Genomic DNA, 17,406 nt, shown 5'->3' on the forward strand with positions numbered 1-17,406 from the left:
GCATGACCTCCTTTCACACCTTATGTTTACGATAAATGATATAACTTCTACTCACATATGTTAACGGTACGCTCCACACGTGAACCAGTCGCGTAAATGGCCACAATGCCATAATGGTAAAGCCTAACAACACGTGAATTTTAAATGTTATAGGTACATTAGCCATTAATGTTGCATCAGGTGAAAAGACAAATAAATCTCTAAACCAAATAGATATTGATGTCCGATAATCAAAATCTGGTGTTACTGCATTGGTCACTAAAGTCGCATAACACCCCATGCAAACAATGATTAACAATAAAAAATTAACAATAATATCTGAGGCTGAGCTTAGTTTTCTAATGTTTTTCTGTGTAATGCGTCGTGTGGTTAACAACAGCATACCTATCAATGTTATTATACCAAATATGCTACCAATATACACTGCACCAATGTGATATAAGTGGTCATTAACACCAAACGTTCGTAACCAAGAAGCAGGTATGACTAAACCAACAAAATGTCCCATTGCTACTGGAATAATTCCCAGGTGAAACATTAAACTTCCCCATTGTAATCTTTTTTTCTCTATGAATTCACTTGATTTTGCAGTCCATGAAAATTTATCAAATTTAAATCTCGCAATATGTCCTAGGAAAAATATAACAACACATAAATAAGGGAATATGACCCATAAAAATTGGTTAAACATTCGCTTTCACCTCATTTGTTGGCTCAATACATACTTTTAATGTTTCTCTTAACGCTTTAATTAAATAATAATAAGGACTATTTCGTTCTGCTAAATGATTTGCCATAGCATAAGTACCGTCTTCAATAATCATGATGACAAATTCAATGTTTCCTTTTGCTCTTGGATCATTTTGCCATTGTGCAACATATAAAAACTCTAGCATCAATGGTAAAAAATCAGATAGTTCATTGTCTGCCATTTTAAGTCCAAACATTTCATATAAAACTTTCAATTTCGCTAATAATTGTCCTCGTTCTTTTTGTGTATCAAATTTGTTATAAGTCATATACAAGGGGGCATTTTTATTAAAATCAAATGTATTAGAATATAATTGTTGAAATTCTAAAAATGTATACTCATGTACCTGCTGACGATATGTCATAAGATCCTTATAAGCTGGGTGTTGATTATGAATGATGCTTTCAAAAGTATTAGGATGCAAAGTCATCTTTTTTGGGAATTCCAATTGTTGCGCAAAATATCCCAGTGTTTCTTGAAATGATTTAAACTGTTCTATGTTAATCACGGAATATCCCTCCATAGAAATTATCATTGTATATTGCTTGCCCTGACTTTTCAGAGGTCGTTCCTACTGGAACTCCACATCCTTCACAATTTGCACCAAAATACTCTCCACCGTAGCCTTGACTACCTTGTGCACGATACGTATCCATATACGCTTCCTTATGCGAAGTTGGAATAACAAATCTGTCTTCATGTTTTGCAATTGCTAATAAACGATACATATCTTTTGTTTGACGTTCAGTCAGACCCAATCTCGCTAATTTATCTTCATCAAAAGGTTTATTTGTCACTTGAGCCCTCATATAACTTCGCATCATAGCCATTTTTTGCAATGCTGCTTTGACCGGTTCTGTCTTTCCAGCAGTAAATAAGCTAGCTAAATACTGTATTGGCAAACGCATTTCTTCTATTGCAGGGAATATCATATCTGGATTTCTATTAGCATCTATAGCGGTTTTACCTTCGAAATAACTCATGATTGGACTCAGAGGTGGGCAATACCATACCATAGGCATTGTACGATATTCTGGATGTAACGGAAATGCAAGTTTATATTCAATGGCTAATTTATATATAGGTGAATTTTGAGCTGCTTCTATCCATTCCATAGAAACACCATCTTTTTGTGCTTGTTCAATGACACTTTCATCATATGGATTTAAAAATAAATCTAACTGTTTTTCATATAAATCTTGTTCGTTTTCAGCTGTAGCAGCTTCTTCAACTCTATCCGCGTCATATAACAGAACACCCAAATATCTCATACGTCCAGTACATGTTTCTGAACATACTGTCGGTAATCCCGCTTCAATTCTTGGGAAACAAAAAGTACATTTCTCTGCTTTATTTGTCTTCCAATTAAAATATACTTTTTTGTATGGACAACCTGTCATGCAGTACCTCCAACCTCTGCACGCTTCTTGGTCAACTAACACAATGCCATCTTCGTCTCGTTTATACATCGCTCCAGAGGGACACGAAGCAACACAGCTTGGATTCAAACAATGCTCACATAATCTTGGTAAATACATCATAAAAGTTTGATCGAATTTAAACTTAATGTCCTCTTCAATACGTTGAATATTTGGGTCTTCAGGCCCTGTAACATGACCACCTGCCAAATCATCTTCCCAATTTGGCCCCCACTTTAAATCTAATTTATCACCAGAAATAATGGAATGTGCTTTTGCTACTGGTAAATGATTTCCTGCTTTAGCCTGAGTTAAGTGTTCATAATTATACGTCCATGGTTCATAATAATCTTTAATTACAGGCATATCTGGATTATAGAAAATTTTACCAAGAGCAATTTTTGACCATTTACTACCAGACTTTAGTTCTAATTTACCTTTTTTGTTTAAAAACCAGCCACCTTTGTAATGTTCTTGGTCCTCCCATCTTTTTGGATAACCAATGCCTGGTTTTGTTTCAACATTATTAAACCACATATATTCTGCACCTGGACGGTTTGTCCAGGTACTTTTACAAGTCACACTACACGTATGACATCCTATACATTTATCTAAATTCAATACCATTGCAACTTGTGCTTTAATCTTCAAGCCAGTCAACCTCCTTCAGTTTTCTCACTGCGACATAAACATCTCTTTGATTTCCTATTGGTCCATAATAATTAAAGTGATAACTGATCTGAGCATAACCTCCAACAAGTTGTGTTGGTTTCAAATGAATGCGTGTAGGTGCATTATGAGAACCACCACGTGTGTCTGTCAGTTGAGATCCAGGTGTCTCAATGTGCTTATCCTGAGCATGATACATAAACATCGTTCCCCTAGGCATACGATGTGATACTACAGCTCTAGCTGTAACTACACCATTACGGTTATAAACTTCTAGCCATTCATTATCTTGAATATCATGTGCTGCTGCATCCTCAGATGAAATCCATACCGTCGGACCACCTCTGAATAATGTCAACATATGTTGATTATCTTGATAAGTAGAGTGGATATTCCATTTACCGTGTGGCGTTAAGTACCGTAAGACAAGCGTACTTTCGTCTAACTGCACTTTCTTATCACGTGAACCAAAAACCATCGGCGGTAAAGTCGGCTTATAAACTGGTAGATTTTCACCAAATTGCTGAAAAATTTCATGATCAATATAATAACTTTGTCTCCCAGTTAGTGTTCTAAAAGGCACTAAACGTTCTATATTCGTAGTAAACGGAGAATACCTTTGACCATTTTTATTAGAACCAGGAAAAACTGCTGTTGGAATAACTTCCCTCGGTTGTGCGATAATATTTAAAAATGTTATTTTTTCAGATGCACGTTCACTAGAAATATCTTTAAGTTTCATTCCTGTTTGTCGTTCCAAATCTGCATAAGATTTTTGTGATAATTTACCATTTGTAGCTGAAGATAGACTTAATACGACATCTGCAGCACGTCTTGCGGTATCTATTCTAGGAAGCTCATTTCTAATTGAATGTTCATCTTCATCATGCCACGTACCTACCATGCTTTTAAGTTCTTCATATTGCTCTGCCACAGTATAGCTCACACCATGTGCACCTATCTTAGCTTTTTCTAATAAAGGTCCTACCGTAACAAACTTGTCGTAGATTTTTGTATAATCCCTATCAACCACAGCAAATCCTGGCATAGTCTTTCCGGGAATTGCCTCTATTTCATTTTTAGTCCAATCTTTCACTTGACCATTCACATTAGAGATTTCTTGTGAAGTATCATGTGCTAGCGGTGTGGTTACAATATCTTTATAGAGGCCGTTTAAATGTGTTTTAGCAGTTTCGGATAAGGTTTTACTTAACGTTTTAAAGATATCCCAATCTGAACGAGACTCCCATAAAGGATCAATGGCTGGATTAAACGGATGTACAAAAGGATGCATATCTGTCGAAGATAAATCGTGTTTTTCATACCAAGTTGCTGCAGGCAAGATAATATCCGAATATAACGGAGTAGAAGTCATTCTGAAATCCAATGATACGAGTAAATCTAGTTTGCCTTCTGTATCATCTCTCCATTTGATTTCTTCTGGTTTTGTATCTTCATTTGCTTCGGCCATCAAACCAGATTTAGCACCTAGTAAATGTTTCATAAAATATTCTTGCCCTTTTGCTGAGCTTGAAATTAAATTAGAGCGCCATAAAAACAAAGTTTTTGGATGATTCTCCTTAGCGTCTGGGTCTTCAATTGCAAATTTAGTTTCTCTTGATTTTACAGATGCTATTGCTCGTTTTAGAATTTCATCGTTATTAAATGCGCCATCATCTTTAGCTTCTTCTCCAAATAACAAACTATTTTTATCAAATTGTGGATAAGATGGTAGCCAACCTAATTTGGCTGCTAATACGTTATAATCTGCAGGATGTTGATGCTTGATATTTTCTGCTAAAGGTGACTTAATACTATCTACGTTTGATTCTTCATATTTCCATTGATCCGTAGCAAAATAAAACCAGCTTGTACCATTTTGTAAGCGTGGTGGTCCTTGCCAATCTTTAGCAAAAGCTATGGTATTCCATCCTTCAATTGGTCTACATTTCTCTTGACCTACGTAGTGCGCCCAACCACCACCATTAACACCTTGGCATCCGCAGAGTAATACAAGATTCAAAATAGCGCGATATATCGTATCTGAATTAAACCAATGATTTATGCCTGCACCCATAATAATCATTGATTTACCTTGTGTATCGATAGCATTCTGTGCAAATTCTCTGGCAACTTGTACCACCACATTGGCATTCACACTTGTCACTTTTTCTTGCCAAGCAGGTGTATAATACGAGGACGCATCGTTGTATCCTTGTGCTTCTAATTTATGTTCAAAACGTCGTATACCATATTGACTCGTCATCAAATCATACACAGTCGCAACATATTTTTGTTCACCGTTAGCTAATTCAATTTTCTTAGCAGCAATAGGTCTTTCAAAAACGCCATTCCCTTCATTATTGAAATAAGGAAATTGAATTTGTTTGATTTCATATTCATCTTCTGCAAGGCTTAGCGCTGGATCAACTTTAAATCCTTGTTCATCTTCTAGTTTAAGATTCCATTGTTTACCTTCTTCCCAGCGTTGACCCATTGTCCCATTAGGGACGGTTAAATGTTGTTGTATTTTATCGAAAATAACAGGTTTCCAGTCACCATTTGGTGTATCTACCCCTAAATCTTCTGCTCTTAAAAAGCGACCTGCTTTCAAACCATTAGCATCCTCATCTAACATAATGATGAATGGCATATCTGTATATTGTTTAGAATAGTTGATAAAATAAGCGTTAGGCTGATTCACATAATATTCTTGCAAAATCACATGTGTCATTGCTTGCGCAACTGCTGCATCTGTCCCAGGATGTGGTGCCAACCAATGATCTGCAAACTTTACATTTTCTGCATAATCAGGCGCAACAGAAATGACTTTCGTACCTTTATAACGTACTTCTGTCATAAAATGAGCATCTGGTGTTCTAGTTAATGGCACGTTAGATCCCCACATCATAATGTATGAAGCATTATACCAATCACTTGATTCTGGTACGTCTGTTTGTTCTCCCCAAATCTGCGGAGATGCTGGTGGTAAATCTGCGTACCAATCATAGAAACTGAGCATTTCTCCTCCCAATAAGCTAATGAAACGGGCACCAGAAGCATAACTCAGCATAGACATAGCAGGAATTGGTGTGAATCCTGCTATTCTATCGGGACCAAATTTTTTAATCGTATATATAATTTGAGCCGAAATTAGTTTGGAAACATCTTTCCAGTTCGTTCTTACAAGCCCACCCTTTCCTCGAGCCTGTTTGTATATCTTAGCTTTTTCTTCGTCTTCTACTATAGATGCCCATGCTGCAACAGTATTGTCATCATGTTTTTCTAATGCATCTATCCATAGTTCCCATAACTTACCACGAATATATGGATATCGAATTCTCAAGGGACTGTATTCATACCAAGAAAATGACGCACCACGCGGACAACCTCTCGGCTCAAATTCAGGCATATCTGGGCCACAACTTGGATAATCAATTTGTTGATTTTCCCAAGTAATCACTCCATTTTTAACAAACACTTTCCATGAACAAGACCCTGTACAGTTAACACCATGTGTTGTTCTCACTACTTTGTCATGACTCCAACGTTCGCGATACATCTTTTCCCATTCTCTACTTTTACTTTCAAGCACTGACCAATTACCATTGAATTTTTCAGTTGGTTTAAAAAATTTCATACCAAATTTCTTCATTTTATACATCCTCTCAACATCATTACAAATAAGAAATATATTCTATGAACATCTTTGTCGTAATTACTTTTCATTTCTTACTTAAATTGTACGTTTATTAAAACTTTCTATATATTAGGGATTTACCTAATTGAATATCAAAAAGCCCTAATTATTTCTAAAATTCATTTTAAATATGTAATATCCCACAGTTTATGGTAGATCTTTGTTAATACAAAAAAGAACTAATCCATTAAAAATATTTAACGGATTAGTTCTTTTATTTATAAAAATATTAAAATTTTAAAGGTATTGGCGTGCTGCTTAAAATCATGGTTCGAGTCTCATTATATAGTCAAGATATCAATGATTCTGAATCATATTAAGAAAAAACTTTCTAGTACAGCAAATTAAATTATTACATTAATTTAATATGTTCATCAAATAAATATTGTCCTTTAATATCGTTCATAAATTCAATCTGTGTTTTATGATACATAGATGTATCTATAACATCAATCAAACAAAAATGACCTTCACTATAGAGCGATAATGCCTTTTCTAAAGCTGATTGATGTTCACCAGTAATCAAATAGCTTTTAGTTTGAGCCTGACTTAAACTAGTTACACAAGGTAATTCAGCCATTAAATCTCCTACCAAAACGACACCTGGCATAAACGAACAACTTTGCGTTTCAATCAATTGGTCAATCGTAGTTACTGTACCTTGGATTAATTTCTCTTTATAAGTAGATACATTATATATCACTACAACTGGATAATCTTTCTTGGTTTGTTGATATATTTCATGCATAATCGTTTTTAAATTTCTAATACCCATATAAATGGCTAATGTGCCTCCTGATAATAATTTGTCCAATTCTACTTTATCAGTATGCATTTTACAAAAATGTCCTGTCGTATAAGTAACATGTGTCGCAATCTGACGAGCGGTAAGCCCTTGTTTCATGCTTGCAACAGCTGCACTAGCAGAAGTAATACCTGGTACGATTTCGCACTCAATGTTCTGTTTATTTAGCGCTGAGACTTCTTCATGTGTTCTTCCAAAAATAGCTGGATCTCCGCCCTTCAACCGTACAACGCAGTGATGTGAATAAGCTGCATCAACAAGCAATTTATTGATTTCCTCTTGTTGAATATGTTTATGGTAAGGTTTTTTTCCAACATCAATTATTTCTACACCTGGACTAACCATCTGAATGATAAATGGATTCACAAGGCGATCATATAATATAACATCTGCTTTTCGAATTAAACGTTCAGCTTTTCTCGTTAATAATTCCGGATTGCCGGGACCCGCACCGATAAGGTATACTTTTCCAACCTTATTCAAACCCATACATACACATCCCCATCCTGTACCTCTGTTCTGAACACCTCAACGCAACCTTCATCTGGCGCTTGTACTAAACCACTATTCAAGTCTATTTTTTGATCATGTAATGGACAAAAAACATAATCACCACTCATTGTCCCTTCTGAAAGTGGACCATCTTTGTGAGGACATCGATTTTGAATGGCATGAATACTACCTTCTTCCGTTAAAAAAATACCAATTTCTTTATTGTGTAATTTAATTTTTTTACCGACTAATGGTGTAAGTGTGTCTATTGACGTTACTTTAATCCTATTTTTAGCGCTCATATTTTACACCTTCTCCACTTCAAATATTTTTTGTTCTTTTTTACTATTTACAATCTCAGACCATGGCTCTTTTTCCACTGCGCATTTAGCTTCTAAAATTCGTGCATAAAGTACATCTTGTTTTGCTTTATCTAACAAAATACTACTCACATGTTCAAATCCTAATCGATTTAACCATGGTGCAGTACGTTCTGCATAGTTACCTGTTTCTCTATAATATTGCATCAATGCGCCACAAAGTTTTAATACTTCCGCTTCAGTTTCTACAGTTGTTAAATATTGTCCAATTGTAACTTCTGTACCGCCGTTACCACCAATATAAATTTGATATCCATTTTCTACTCCAATAACACCAAAATCTTTAACACCTGATTCGACACAGCTTCTAGGACATCCTGAAACTCCCATCTTAAACTTGTGTGGTGTATCAATATATTCAAATGTTTCTTCTAAACGGATTCCTAATCTTGTCGTATTTTGTGTTCCAAATCTACAAAAAGCTTTACCAACACAACTCTTCACGGATCGAGTCTTTTTACCATATGCTGATGCTGAACGCATACCCAATTCTGACCAGATTTGTGGCAATAATTCTTTCTCAATGCCATAAAGTCCAATACGTTGTGAACCAGTCACTTTGACTAGGGGTACGTTATATTTTTTAGCTACTTCACCTAGTTTTATAAGTTGCTCTGCATCAGTTACGCCACCTCTCATTTGAGGAATGACAGAGAAGGTGCCATCATTTTGGATATTAGCATGATAACGTTCATTCGCAAATCTTGATTCAATTTCATCAATATGTTCGAACGGATAAATCATATTAAGATAATAATTAATGGCAGGACGACATTTAGGACAACCATTTTTATCCTTAAAGTTTAGAACATGACGAACTTCTTTAGAAGTTTTAAGTGATTTCGCTCTAATTTGCGTTACAATTTGATCTCGTGTTAAATCTGTACATGCACATATGCCTGTAGGTTTAGCTGCAATAAAATCATCACCCAGTGTATGTTCAAGGATTTGCCCTATTTGTCCCTTACATTTCCCACAAGAATTACCAGCTTTTGTTAGTTGTGTCACTTCGTCAATACGCGTTAAACCATTTTGCTTTATCGCTTCAACAATAGTGCCTTTATTTACACCATTACAGCCACAAATAGTTTCGTCATCAGCCATTTCTGCGACATCAAAACCACTTGATTCTCCACCTTTGTGCAGCAATGATGCGATCGTGTAGTCTTGTATGGTTTCTTTTTTCTTCATCATATTAAAAAATCTAGAACCTTCTTCTATATCCCCATATAACACCGCACCAACGATATGACCTTCTTTAAGAAATACTTTTTTATAATGTTTATGCATGCTATCAAAGATTGCGACACCTTTTACTTCATCACTCTCATGTATCAGACCAGCACTATATAAATCGCATCCCGAAACTTTTAATGACGTAAATGTAGTAGAACCTTGGTATCCTTCAGTAGGATTATCAGTTAAATAATCTGCAAGTACTTTGCCTTGTTCATACAATGGTGCTACTAACCCATAAGTTTTCCCTTTATGTTCAGCACATTCTCCTACTGCATAAACATGCTTATCACTTGTCTGCATAAAATCATTTACAACGATCCCCTTATTGACTTCAAGTCCAGATGCTTGTGCCACTTGCGTGTATGGACGAATACCTACAGCCATAACCACTAAGTCTGCTTTTAAAATCGAACCGTCTGACAATTTGATGCCTGTTACATCTTGTTCACCTAAGATTTCTTCAGTACGTGCTTGCATCCTAAAGTGCATACCTTGTTTTTCTAAATCTGCTTTAAGCAATTCACCAGCTTTTTTATCTAACTGCATTTCCATCAACCATTTTGCAAGGTGAATTACAGTTACGTCCATACCTTGATCCATCAGTCCACGTGCACATTCTAAACCTAATAATCCACCACCTATAACGATGGCATGTTTTTTAGTCTGTGCAATCTCAATCATGCGTTCAGTATCTTCTATTGTTCTCCAACCTATTACACTATTAAATTGAGCTCCCGGTATTGGTAACACAAATGCACTTGAACCTGTTGCAAAAATACAAATATCATAGTTAAGATGCTTTCCTTTTTCTGTTACAATTTCATTGTTCTCACGATTCACTGATACGACAGGATCATTTACAATAAGCTTAATACCATATGACTCATACCATTCATAACTATTCATAATCGTTTCATCAACAGTCATTTTTTTCTGTAAAATATTCGAAAGCATAATTCTATTGTAATTAGGATAAGGTTCCTTACCGATAATCGTAAATTCATAACGTTCAGTATCTCTTTCTAATATTTCTTCTATCGTTCGTAGACCTGCCATTCCATTTCCAATCATAACTAACCTTTTTTTAGACATGATAATCCTCCTTATATACCTCTATCAAAAAATTTTCCACTGCATGAGATATTTTTTTAACTTTGTTATAATCATTGCCATCTGACCTGAATAAAATATTTATATTTTTATATTGAATTTCAGGCATATTATAAAAATCTGATTGTGTTTTATCTCCTGTGTGATTAACAAGCTGTGTTGGTCGTGAATCCTTTTTTATTTGGTTATTAACATGTGGGTCATTCGTAGCAATAATAATAATATCTGCCTTTTCAATATCATTTCGGTCATAACATTTTGTTATTAATTTCAAATTTGATTGTTTGGCTTGAAAAAACTCTGGAAAAATGTCTGACTTACGATAGTTAATGAAGCTATTGATTCAGTCTTTAACTGTTGGAATTTTCGATAGGCAACCTTACCTCCACCTATAATTACAAGATGTTTATTCGCTAAATTAAGTTGGACTGGATACATTGCGATACACCTCCAATTGTGTAATTTGATCCTTGATTATCATTTCTAATATTGGATGAAAATTTAATGATTCAGTATATTCAATATGATTCGCCATACGCATTTTTGAAATTTTACTTTTCATTTTATTAACTAAATAACCATCATATAAAAAGATAGGAACAATCAATATGTTCTGTGTTTCTTCTAATATCTTAGGCAATATTTTTTGATAATTATATTCACCATATAGCGTCAACATATCAATTGATTTATTTACAATATTACATTGCTGAATTAGTTGCTTAAGTTGAACAATAGGTTGTTCATAGTTTTCACTACCATGTGCAATAAAAATCACTTTATTTATTGATGGTCTATTGAACATTGCCGCATTAATTTTTTCGTCAATAATGTTAATTAAATGAGGATGCGTACTTAGTGGTGGTGTAATACGGTATCTCATATGTGGAAACATTTCTTTAATATGCTGTAAGATTTCTGGGATATCTTTTAAATAATGTTTTGCTGAAAATAATAATAACGGTACAATATTAAATTCAAATTTACCTTGCTTTACTAAAGTCGAAATCACGTTATAGAAATCGTTCGTATCACTTTCTAAAAATGCGATTTGATAGTTGATATTACTATTTTTAAAAAGTTGAGATATAAAATATTTCAAAGCTTTATTCTGAACACCTCGTCTCATACCATGTACAACGAGAACATTTTCTCCCATAATGACGCCCTCCCTTTACCCTTGCATTGTAATATATTTCCATTAGTTTTTGTGAATATTTTCACATAAAAGTATAAAAATAGGGAATTCCCTTAGATATAACCTAAAGGAATTCCCTATTTTATATATAATCAATTAAAATGGTGGTTGTCCTAATACTTCTTCATCAAAACGTTCTGGAATTAATACTTTTCTCATAATAACACCTAAATCACCATCGTTACTTTCATGTTCTGCGTATACTTCATAACCTCTTCTTTTGTATATATCTAATAGCCATGGATGCTTACGCGCAGATGTACCTAGCGTAACGGCAGGTACCTTAAGTGTGTCTCTAAGATATGTTTCTTCAACATATTTTAATAACTTGCCACCCAATCCTTGTCCATCATATGATGGTTTCGTAGCAAACCACCATACAAATGGGTAAATAGAAATGCGTCGTTGCGTCTCCCATGGATAACGTACAGTTATTGTCGAAATGATTTCTGCGTTATTTTCCAAGACAAAAGTCGTACCAGTTTGTAAATTCTTTTCGACCATTTCAACACTAGCGTTGACGGATGGCCAATCAATACCTAATTCTCTTAAAGGTGTAAAGGCTTCATACATTAATTTTTGCAATGCTTCAGCATCATCTATTTCAGCGATTCTAATATTATAATCAGACATTTTGTCACTCCTCAGCGTATCTTTTATAGCATTATTTGATTAAATTTAAAAGATTAATTTACAGTAATACAATATGGTTTCTTGATAAATGAGTCAATTTTTTTGTTTTATATATAAAAATAAAAGACAATTTGATTTCATAGTAGAAACCGAATTGTCTTTTACTTTATCTTAATATTAGTTTCGCAAACTATCACGTTTGCCGTTTAAATAAGCATAAACTAATCCTACAAATATACCTCCACCAATATAGTTACCTATAAAAGCAAAGACAATATTTTTTAATACATGCACCCACACGACAGCATCAAAATTATAAAAGACCATACCAGCATATAAACCTGCATTAAATACTACGTGTTCATAGCCCATAAATACAAAGACAATAACACCACATGCAATGAAAAAAGCTTTAGATAAACCATCTTTAAATTGAATTGATACGTAAATACCAATGTTTATAAAAAAATTACAGAAAATGGCTTTTACTAATACTGCATACCATGTCGAATCTATGGTCTTACCATTTACAAGCGTTGTTAAACTGGTCACCATTTCCGTTGTCATTATAGGAGTAAATTTCATTAAACCAAATAAAATAAATCCTCCAATAATATTAAAAAAGAAACATACTAACATGATGATCAAAGCCTTATTCATGCCAATTAGCTTATAGTACCATCCAACTGTCAAATACATAAAATTACTCGTTAATAATTCTGAATGTGTCAATACGATCAATACCAAGGCCAAACTGAATGAAATGGCACCTAATAAGTTAATTAGTCCTTCATTTGCACCAACAAATTGTGTTTTTATTGCAAGCATAAAAACAGTCACAATGGCTAATAAAAATCCAGACATGATTGATTTTAATGCATAACGTCCGGGTGTTTGGTTAAACATGACATCCTTCATTTGAACTTGATTATTAATGTTTTTAATTGTTTCATCTGACATATATGTATCTTTTATGGCTTTATTATTCTCTATCAACATCGACACCCTTCCCTTTAAAATGTTTGGATCACAAAATTATAGATTAATTATATTGTTTTTTATTCAAATTTAATAGGTTATACGTCTATTTTACATAAAAAAACACTTTCGTATAAATTCTTTTTAAAATGAATTCAACGAAAGTGTCTTTATTTTACTCCAAATATTTAGGCGCAGTTCATAGTGGATTAACGCTTTTATTTGAACATCGATTCTGATAGCTTAAGCGCACTGCTCACTGTTGTTTTTTGAATTTTGTTAAAATGTGTAGGCCATATGCAAAAATACCATAGCCCGTTAAAGTACGTAATAACCATTTAAATATACTGCTACTCAAACATTTTTCATTTAAGATCATAGCTGGTACAAGCGTACTTATCGTATATAAACTTAATACTTTAATATAGCGTTTATTCAATACACTCACCTCTCTTCACTTTTATTATAACTAAAAGCTAAAGTGTGCAAGTGTTTCAATTATTACATATCTATGACTTTTTGTTCTTTAAAAGCGTTTCTAAATTATCAAATGTGCTATTCATACCCGCTTCTACACCCATATCAAGTAGTTGTTGTGCTGATTTAGGATCTGGCAGTTCCGCAGTAGAAATAATACGCGTTGAGGCTTCATCTATTTGTTCTAATTGAATCACATTACGCATACTTGCCATATTTTTATCAATATTACCTTCTTTATCAGTAAAGTAATCGTTATAATCAATCAAATAAGGTGCTTTTACTTCATTATACTTTGTTAATGTATAACTCGTACCTTGGTCAGTATATATTGCAAAAAACGCTTGACCTCCAGTCACAATATTAAATTCGAACACTTCAGTTGTTGCGCCTTGAGGGTGGAACCATTTTTCAAATAAAGATTGTTCAGTATATGCTTTAAATATTTCTTCTACAGTTGCTTCAAAATCTCTTTTAAATATAATTTTGTTTTCATTCACTTCTATACTCACTTAAAACGCTCCTTTTTATTCATCATTTATAATTACATAAGATGTAACTGTTTTAATTTTGGCATTTTTACGATTGCTTTCAAACTCAATAAAATCCGCGAAGTAAACTTCTGTGCCATCACTATTTAACTGAGTGCCATGCATTGCACCAAACTTTCCATGTGTTAAATTATGCGTCACTTCTATTCTTTTAATGTCTACTTTATGTGCTTCAATTTCATTATAAAATTCATCTAAACTGTTCAATTCAAAAGCACCGGGCACTTGCCATTTAAAATTTGACACAACTGTTTGTGATAACTTGTTTTTATCAGCTAATGCAGATCCTATTAGAAAATCTAACATGATTCGTCGTTTGGGCGCATTATCACACCCTAAATCTCCAACCATTTCAAATGGAAATTCTGAAGCTGTTTCATTTTTAAATGATAGACCTGCTTCTGTCAACGCATTCTCTAATATACCTATCGCTTTAGGTCCTACGCCATGAGTATCTAGTATCGTAGTTCGTTCATATTTTGATAATTGTTCTAAAGAATTTATGCCAATCGATGCTAATGCATTCGTTGCTGGACGACCTATTTTGGGTAACATTGTTGCCACTGTAATCCCCCTTTTTAATACTATATACCCACATAAAAATATTTTAAATTTTATATAACTAGAAAAAGGCCCAAGACAATTATATGTCTTGGACCTTTTTTATAGCTTTTATTATTAATCTTCTAACGCAAATTCAAGGCTTACTTGGAAGTTTATATCCTTACCAATCATTACGCCACCAGTTTCAAGTGGTTGGTTAAACGTAACACCATATTTTTCACGGTTAATTGTACCATTAGCAATGAAACCTGCTGTTGTAGCACCATTTAATGGGTTCTTACTTTGACCTTCATATGATAATTCAAAAGTTTCTTCTTCTGTTACATCTTTAATTGTTAAATTACCAGTAACTGATTTTCCATCTACTTTTGTTACATCAAATTTAATTTCAGGATAGTTTTCAACATCTAAGAAATCAGCACTTCTTAAGTGGTTATCACGATCACCAACTCGAGTGTCAATTGAATCTGCTTTGATTGTTAATCCACCTTTAATTGTGCTTAAATCATTTAAATCACCTTCAAGTGATGCTTCGAAGTCATTAAATCTACCTCTTATATTTGAAATCACTAGGTGTTTAACTGAAAATTCTACTACTGAATGTGCTGGATCAAAATTAAACTTTGTCATAAAAATTCATACCTCCAAATTTGTAACTTTCTATTGATACATTTATTATATCAGGTATATTTTATATATCAATGAAAAAGCTCATATTTGTGTTTCTATGAAAAATATTCCCGTAAAACAAAATTTTACTCATTTCGATGTAAAATATTTATATCATTTAAAACAATACATGGATTCAACTTTTAATGTGCCAACATTTCTTTTTTTATTTGTTCTTTAGTTAAATCTTTTGGATAATATGTTGGCCAATGATCTAATTCTTTCAATACTTTTTGTTTATTATCTCCCATAAATATATGGAAATGTTCTGCTTTTTTAGGCGCTATATTATGATCGCTAAATTGTACATATTTTGGTAACTCTTTATTTCCACCTACTAATTTAAATGAATATCTGACGCCTCTATTACCTTTTTCATATTTCAAGATATCTTTACCATCGTATTTGTATTGACCTTTTAATGTTTTGTCATCCTTTTTAAAAGTAATCGTATCCTGTGTAATATTAATATTACTAATATTTGTCTGATATCCTTTTTGATAATAATCTTTATATTCTTTTTCAGTCATTTGATTATCTTCGTTTGCTTTGTGTTTCATGACGTCATCTAAAGTACCATCTTTTAAAAATGGATAAACTGATTGCCAATGTCCTTGATAATCAGTTAATTTTCTATCTTTCACTTGATTATCTTTAAAATAGCCATCAGCGATTGCCTTTTCATGCTTGTTATGCGTTTTTTCATCATCTGTTTTAATATTGTCATTTAATGCCATATCAAGATGTTTTATATTTTTTTCCATTAGGGATTGATATGTCAATGTTTTATCTTGTGCTTGTTCTTTTGATAACGACTCCATATTATTAAACTTCAACGGTTTTGCTTTTGTTTCTTTACGAATCGTATCAGTGACTTTATTAGAAACATTTGCTTCATACAAAATGAATTTGGCCCCTGAATCATTAATTTCTTTCACAATTTTTGCTAATGCTTTTTGGGACGGATCTTCAGCATTCATATTTTGTATACCTTTTTGGACAAATCCATATCTTTCTGAAAGATAACCAATAGATTCATGTGATATATATACGGTATTGCCTTGCTTATCTTCAGTAATGTTTTTCATTTTTTGATCTATTGACATCAAATCTTCTTTCAATTTTTTATAATTCTTTTCATAATAAGATTTGTGTTTAGGATCTTGCTTTATTAATTTATCTTTAATCTCTTTTGCAAATACTTGGTTAAATTTAGGGTCTAACCATACATGAGGGTCATAACCTCCGTGATGATGTCCATGATGATGTTCATGTTCCTCATGTTCTTCGTCGTGCTGATCAGTTAATAATTCGCTTTTATCAATTTCATCTCCTAATGATACCTTTTTATTATCCTTTTTAATTGTTGCTGCCACTTTTTTAGCAATAGGATCTAAATCGTCACCTGTATACAGGAACATATCTGCTTTACTCGCATTCATTATATCTTTTTGTGTTGGTTCATATGTATGTAAATCTGCACCACTAGGATAAATAGATTTAACTGAAACATACTTTCCGCCTATTTGATTGGCAAACGATTTTAATGGAAATACAGTCGTATTAATTTTTATCTTGTCGTTACCTTTTGATTCGTTTGACTTTGTAGCACTACAACCAATAACGATTAACGCTAATACAATGACAAATGACAGTATGTATATTGATTTTTTCATTCTTACTCCTCCTTAAATAGTAATGATTACGATTTAAAATTATAACCGTACTTTTTGAAATACGCAATACTTATTTCAGTTTTTTCGTAATTATTT

At 33.3% G+C, this 17,406-nt stretch carries 17 protein-coding genes; all 17 read right to left on the minus strand.

Translation table 11 applies throughout. The features are described from left to right. Nucleotides 1-13 precede the first annotated feature (13 nt). The 17 genes from narI to adcA all read right to left on the minus strand — a co-directional run bounded on the left by narI (nucleotide 14) and on the right by adcA (nucleotide 17,310). Complete coding sequence (gene narI / locus FYJ81_RS05935; RefSeq protein WP_154409448.1) at nucleotides 14-691, minus strand: respiratory nitrate reductase subunit gamma; 678 nt, start codon at nucleotides 689-691, stop codon at nucleotides 14-16. Then, complete coding sequence (gene narJ, locus FYJ81_RS05940) at nucleotides 684-1,259, minus strand: nitrate reductase molybdenum cofactor assembly chaperone (protein WP_107505065.1); 576 nt, start codon at nucleotides 1,257-1,259, stop codon at nucleotides 684-686. Before narJ ends, narI begins: the two co-directional genes overlap by 8 nt. Further along, entirely contained in the window at nucleotides 1,252-2,820 is a 1,569-nt protein-coding gene (narH, locus tag FYJ81_RS05945) for a nitrate reductase subunit beta (RefSeq protein WP_119535770.1), read from the minus strand. Before narH ends, narJ begins: the two co-directional genes overlap by 8 nt. Beyond that, nucleotides 2,810-6,493, minus strand: coding sequence for a nitrate reductase subunit alpha (locus tag FYJ81_RS05950; RefSeq protein WP_154409450.1), 3,684 nt, complete (start codon nucleotides 6,491-6,493; stop codon nucleotides 2,810-2,812). The genes narH and FYJ81_RS05950 overlap by 11 nt, the downstream gene beginning before the upstream one ends. Before the next feature lie 397 nt (nucleotides 6,494-6,890). Continuing rightward, nucleotides 6,891-7,832, minus strand: a complete 942-nt coding sequence (cobA, locus tag FYJ81_RS05955; RefSeq protein ID WP_154409451.1) for a uroporphyrinogen-III C-methyltransferase — start codon at nucleotides 7,830-7,832, stop codon at nucleotides 6,891-6,893. Next, complete coding sequence (gene nirD, locus FYJ81_RS05960) at nucleotides 7,823-8,137, minus strand: nitrite reductase small subunit NirD (RefSeq protein WP_107384351.1); 315 nt, start codon at nucleotides 8,135-8,137, stop codon at nucleotides 7,823-7,825. The genes cobA and nirD overlap by 10 nt, the downstream gene beginning before the upstream one ends. A gap of 3 nt (nucleotides 8,138-8,140) precedes the next feature. Then, nucleotides 8,141-10,546, minus strand: a complete 2,406-nt coding sequence (gene nirB, locus FYJ81_RS05965; protein WP_119517675.1) for a nitrite reductase large subunit NirB — start codon at nucleotides 10,544-10,546, stop codon at nucleotides 8,141-8,143. Further along, nucleotides 10,539-10,838 (minus strand): NAD(P)-dependent oxidoreductase, encoded by a 300-nt coding sequence (locus tag FYJ81_RS13095; RefSeq protein WP_229767949.1) that lies wholly within the window; start codon nucleotides 10,836-10,838, stop codon nucleotides 10,539-10,541. Before FYJ81_RS13095 ends, nirB begins: the two co-directional genes overlap by 8 nt. After that, nucleotides 10,835-11,002 carry an NAD(P)-dependent oxidoreductase gene (locus tag FYJ81_RS13100; protein WP_229767950.1) on the minus strand — a complete coding sequence of 56 codons (168 nt, stop codon included), beginning with the start codon at nucleotides 11,000-11,002 and terminating at the stop codon, nucleotides 10,835-10,837. The genes FYJ81_RS13095 and FYJ81_RS13100 overlap by 4 nt, the downstream gene beginning before the upstream one ends. Beyond that, nucleotides 10,983-11,723: a sirohydrochlorin chelatase gene (locus FYJ81_RS05975; protein WP_107386395.1), complete on the minus strand. Its 741-nt coding sequence runs from the start codon at nucleotides 11,721-11,723 to the stop codon at nucleotides 10,983-10,985. Before FYJ81_RS05975 ends, FYJ81_RS13100 begins: the two co-directional genes overlap by 20 nt. A 135-nt stretch (nucleotides 11,724-11,858) precedes the next feature. Then, the gene (locus tag FYJ81_RS05980; protein WP_107384355.1) at nucleotides 11,859-12,395 is read right to left on the minus strand and encodes a GNAT family N-acetyltransferase; all 537 of its coding nucleotides are present in this window, start codon (nucleotides 12,393-12,395) and stop codon (nucleotides 11,859-11,861) included. A gap of 177 nt (nucleotides 12,396-12,572) precedes the next feature. Continuing rightward, complete coding sequence (locus FYJ81_RS05985; protein WP_394859582.1) at nucleotides 12,573-13,394, minus strand: formate/nitrite transporter family protein; 822 nt, start codon at nucleotides 13,392-13,394, stop codon at nucleotides 12,573-12,575. 235 nt (nucleotides 13,395-13,629) lie between these two features. Next, the gene (locus tag FYJ81_RS05990; protein WP_107384356.1) at nucleotides 13,630-13,812 is read right to left on the minus strand and encodes a hypothetical protein; all 183 of its coding nucleotides are present in this window, start codon (nucleotides 13,810-13,812) and stop codon (nucleotides 13,630-13,632) included. Between the two features lie 70 nt (nucleotides 13,813-13,882). Then, nucleotides 13,883-14,362: an SRPBCC family protein gene (locus FYJ81_RS05995; RefSeq protein WP_119535776.1), complete on the minus strand. Its 480-nt coding sequence runs from the start codon at nucleotides 14,360-14,362 to the stop codon at nucleotides 13,883-13,885. Nucleotides 14,363-14,377: 15 nt separating this feature from the next. After that, on the minus strand, nucleotides 14,378-14,956 hold the full coding sequence (locus FYJ81_RS06000) for a DNA-binding protein (protein WP_154409521.1): 579 nt from the start codon (nucleotides 14,954-14,956) through the stop codon (nucleotides 14,378-14,380). A 123-nt stretch (nucleotides 14,957-15,079) separates the two neighbouring features. After that, complete coding sequence (locus FYJ81_RS06005; RefSeq protein ID WP_107384359.1) at nucleotides 15,080-15,595, minus strand: YceI family protein; 516 nt, start codon at nucleotides 15,593-15,595, stop codon at nucleotides 15,080-15,082. Between the two features lie 182 nt (nucleotides 15,596-15,777). Then, on the minus strand, nucleotides 15,778-17,310 hold the full coding sequence (gene adcA, locus FYJ81_RS06010; RefSeq protein ID WP_107505377.1) for a zinc ABC transporter substrate-binding lipoprotein AdcA: 1,533 nt from the start codon (nucleotides 17,308-17,310) through the stop codon (nucleotides 15,778-15,780). Nucleotides 17,311-17,406: the final 96 nt, after the last annotated feature.

It is taken from the genome of Staphylococcus sp. McC-251-APC-3A2, from assembly GCF_009695665.1.
GTDB lineage: Bacteria > Bacillota > Bacilli > Staphylococcales > Staphylococcaceae > Staphylococcus > Staphylococcus cohnii.

What these genes read in the sequence shown, in the direction of transcription:
- FYJ81_RS05975 (WP_107386395.1), bottom strand. Translation starts at nt 11,723, where the DNA reads ATGGGAGAAAATGTTCTCGTTGTACATGGTATGAGACGAGGTGTTCAG.
- adcA (WP_107505377.1), bottom strand. Translation starts at nt 17,310, where the DNA reads ATGAAAAAATCAATATACATACTGTCATTTGTCATTGTATTAGCGTTA.
- nirB (WP_119517675.1), bottom strand. Translation starts at nt 10,546, where the DNA reads ATGTCTAAAAAAAGGTTAGTTATGATTGGAAATGGAATGGCAGGTCTA.
- FYJ81_RS05985 (WP_394859582.1), bottom strand. Translation starts at nt 13,394, where the DNA reads ATGTTGATAGAGAATAATAAAGCCATAAAAGATACATATATGTCAGAT.
- FYJ81_RS05950 (WP_154409450.1), bottom strand. Translation starts at nt 6,493, where the DNA reads ATGAAGAAATTTGGTATGAAATTTTTTAAACCAACTGAAAAATTCAAT.
- FYJ81_RS13100 (WP_229767950.1), bottom strand. Translation starts at nt 11,002, where the DNA reads ATGTATCCAGTCCAACTTAATTTAGCGAATAAACATCTTGTAATTATA.
- narI (WP_154409448.1), bottom strand. Translation starts at nt 691, where the DNA reads ATGTTTAACCAATTTTTATGGGTCATATTCCCTTATTTATGTGTTGTT.
- FYJ81_RS06005 (WP_107384359.1), bottom strand. Translation starts at nt 15,595, where the DNA reads ATGACAAAGTTTAATTTTGATCCAGCACATTCAGTAGTAGAATTTTCA.
- nirD (WP_107384351.1), bottom strand. Translation starts at nt 8,137, where the DNA reads ATGAGCGCTAAAAATAGGATTAAAGTAACGTCAATAGACACACTTACA.
- FYJ81_RS06000 (WP_154409521.1), bottom strand. Translation starts at nt 14,956, where the DNA reads ATGTTACCCAAAATAGGTCGTCCAGCAACGAATGCATTAGCATCGATT.
- FYJ81_RS05980 (WP_107384355.1), bottom strand. Translation starts at nt 12,395, where the DNA reads ATGTCTGATTATAATATTAGAATCGCTGAAATAGATGATGCTGAAGCA.
- cobA (WP_154409451.1), bottom strand. Translation starts at nt 7,832, where the DNA reads ATGGGTTTGAATAAGGTTGGAAAAGTATACCTTATCGGTGCGGGTCCC.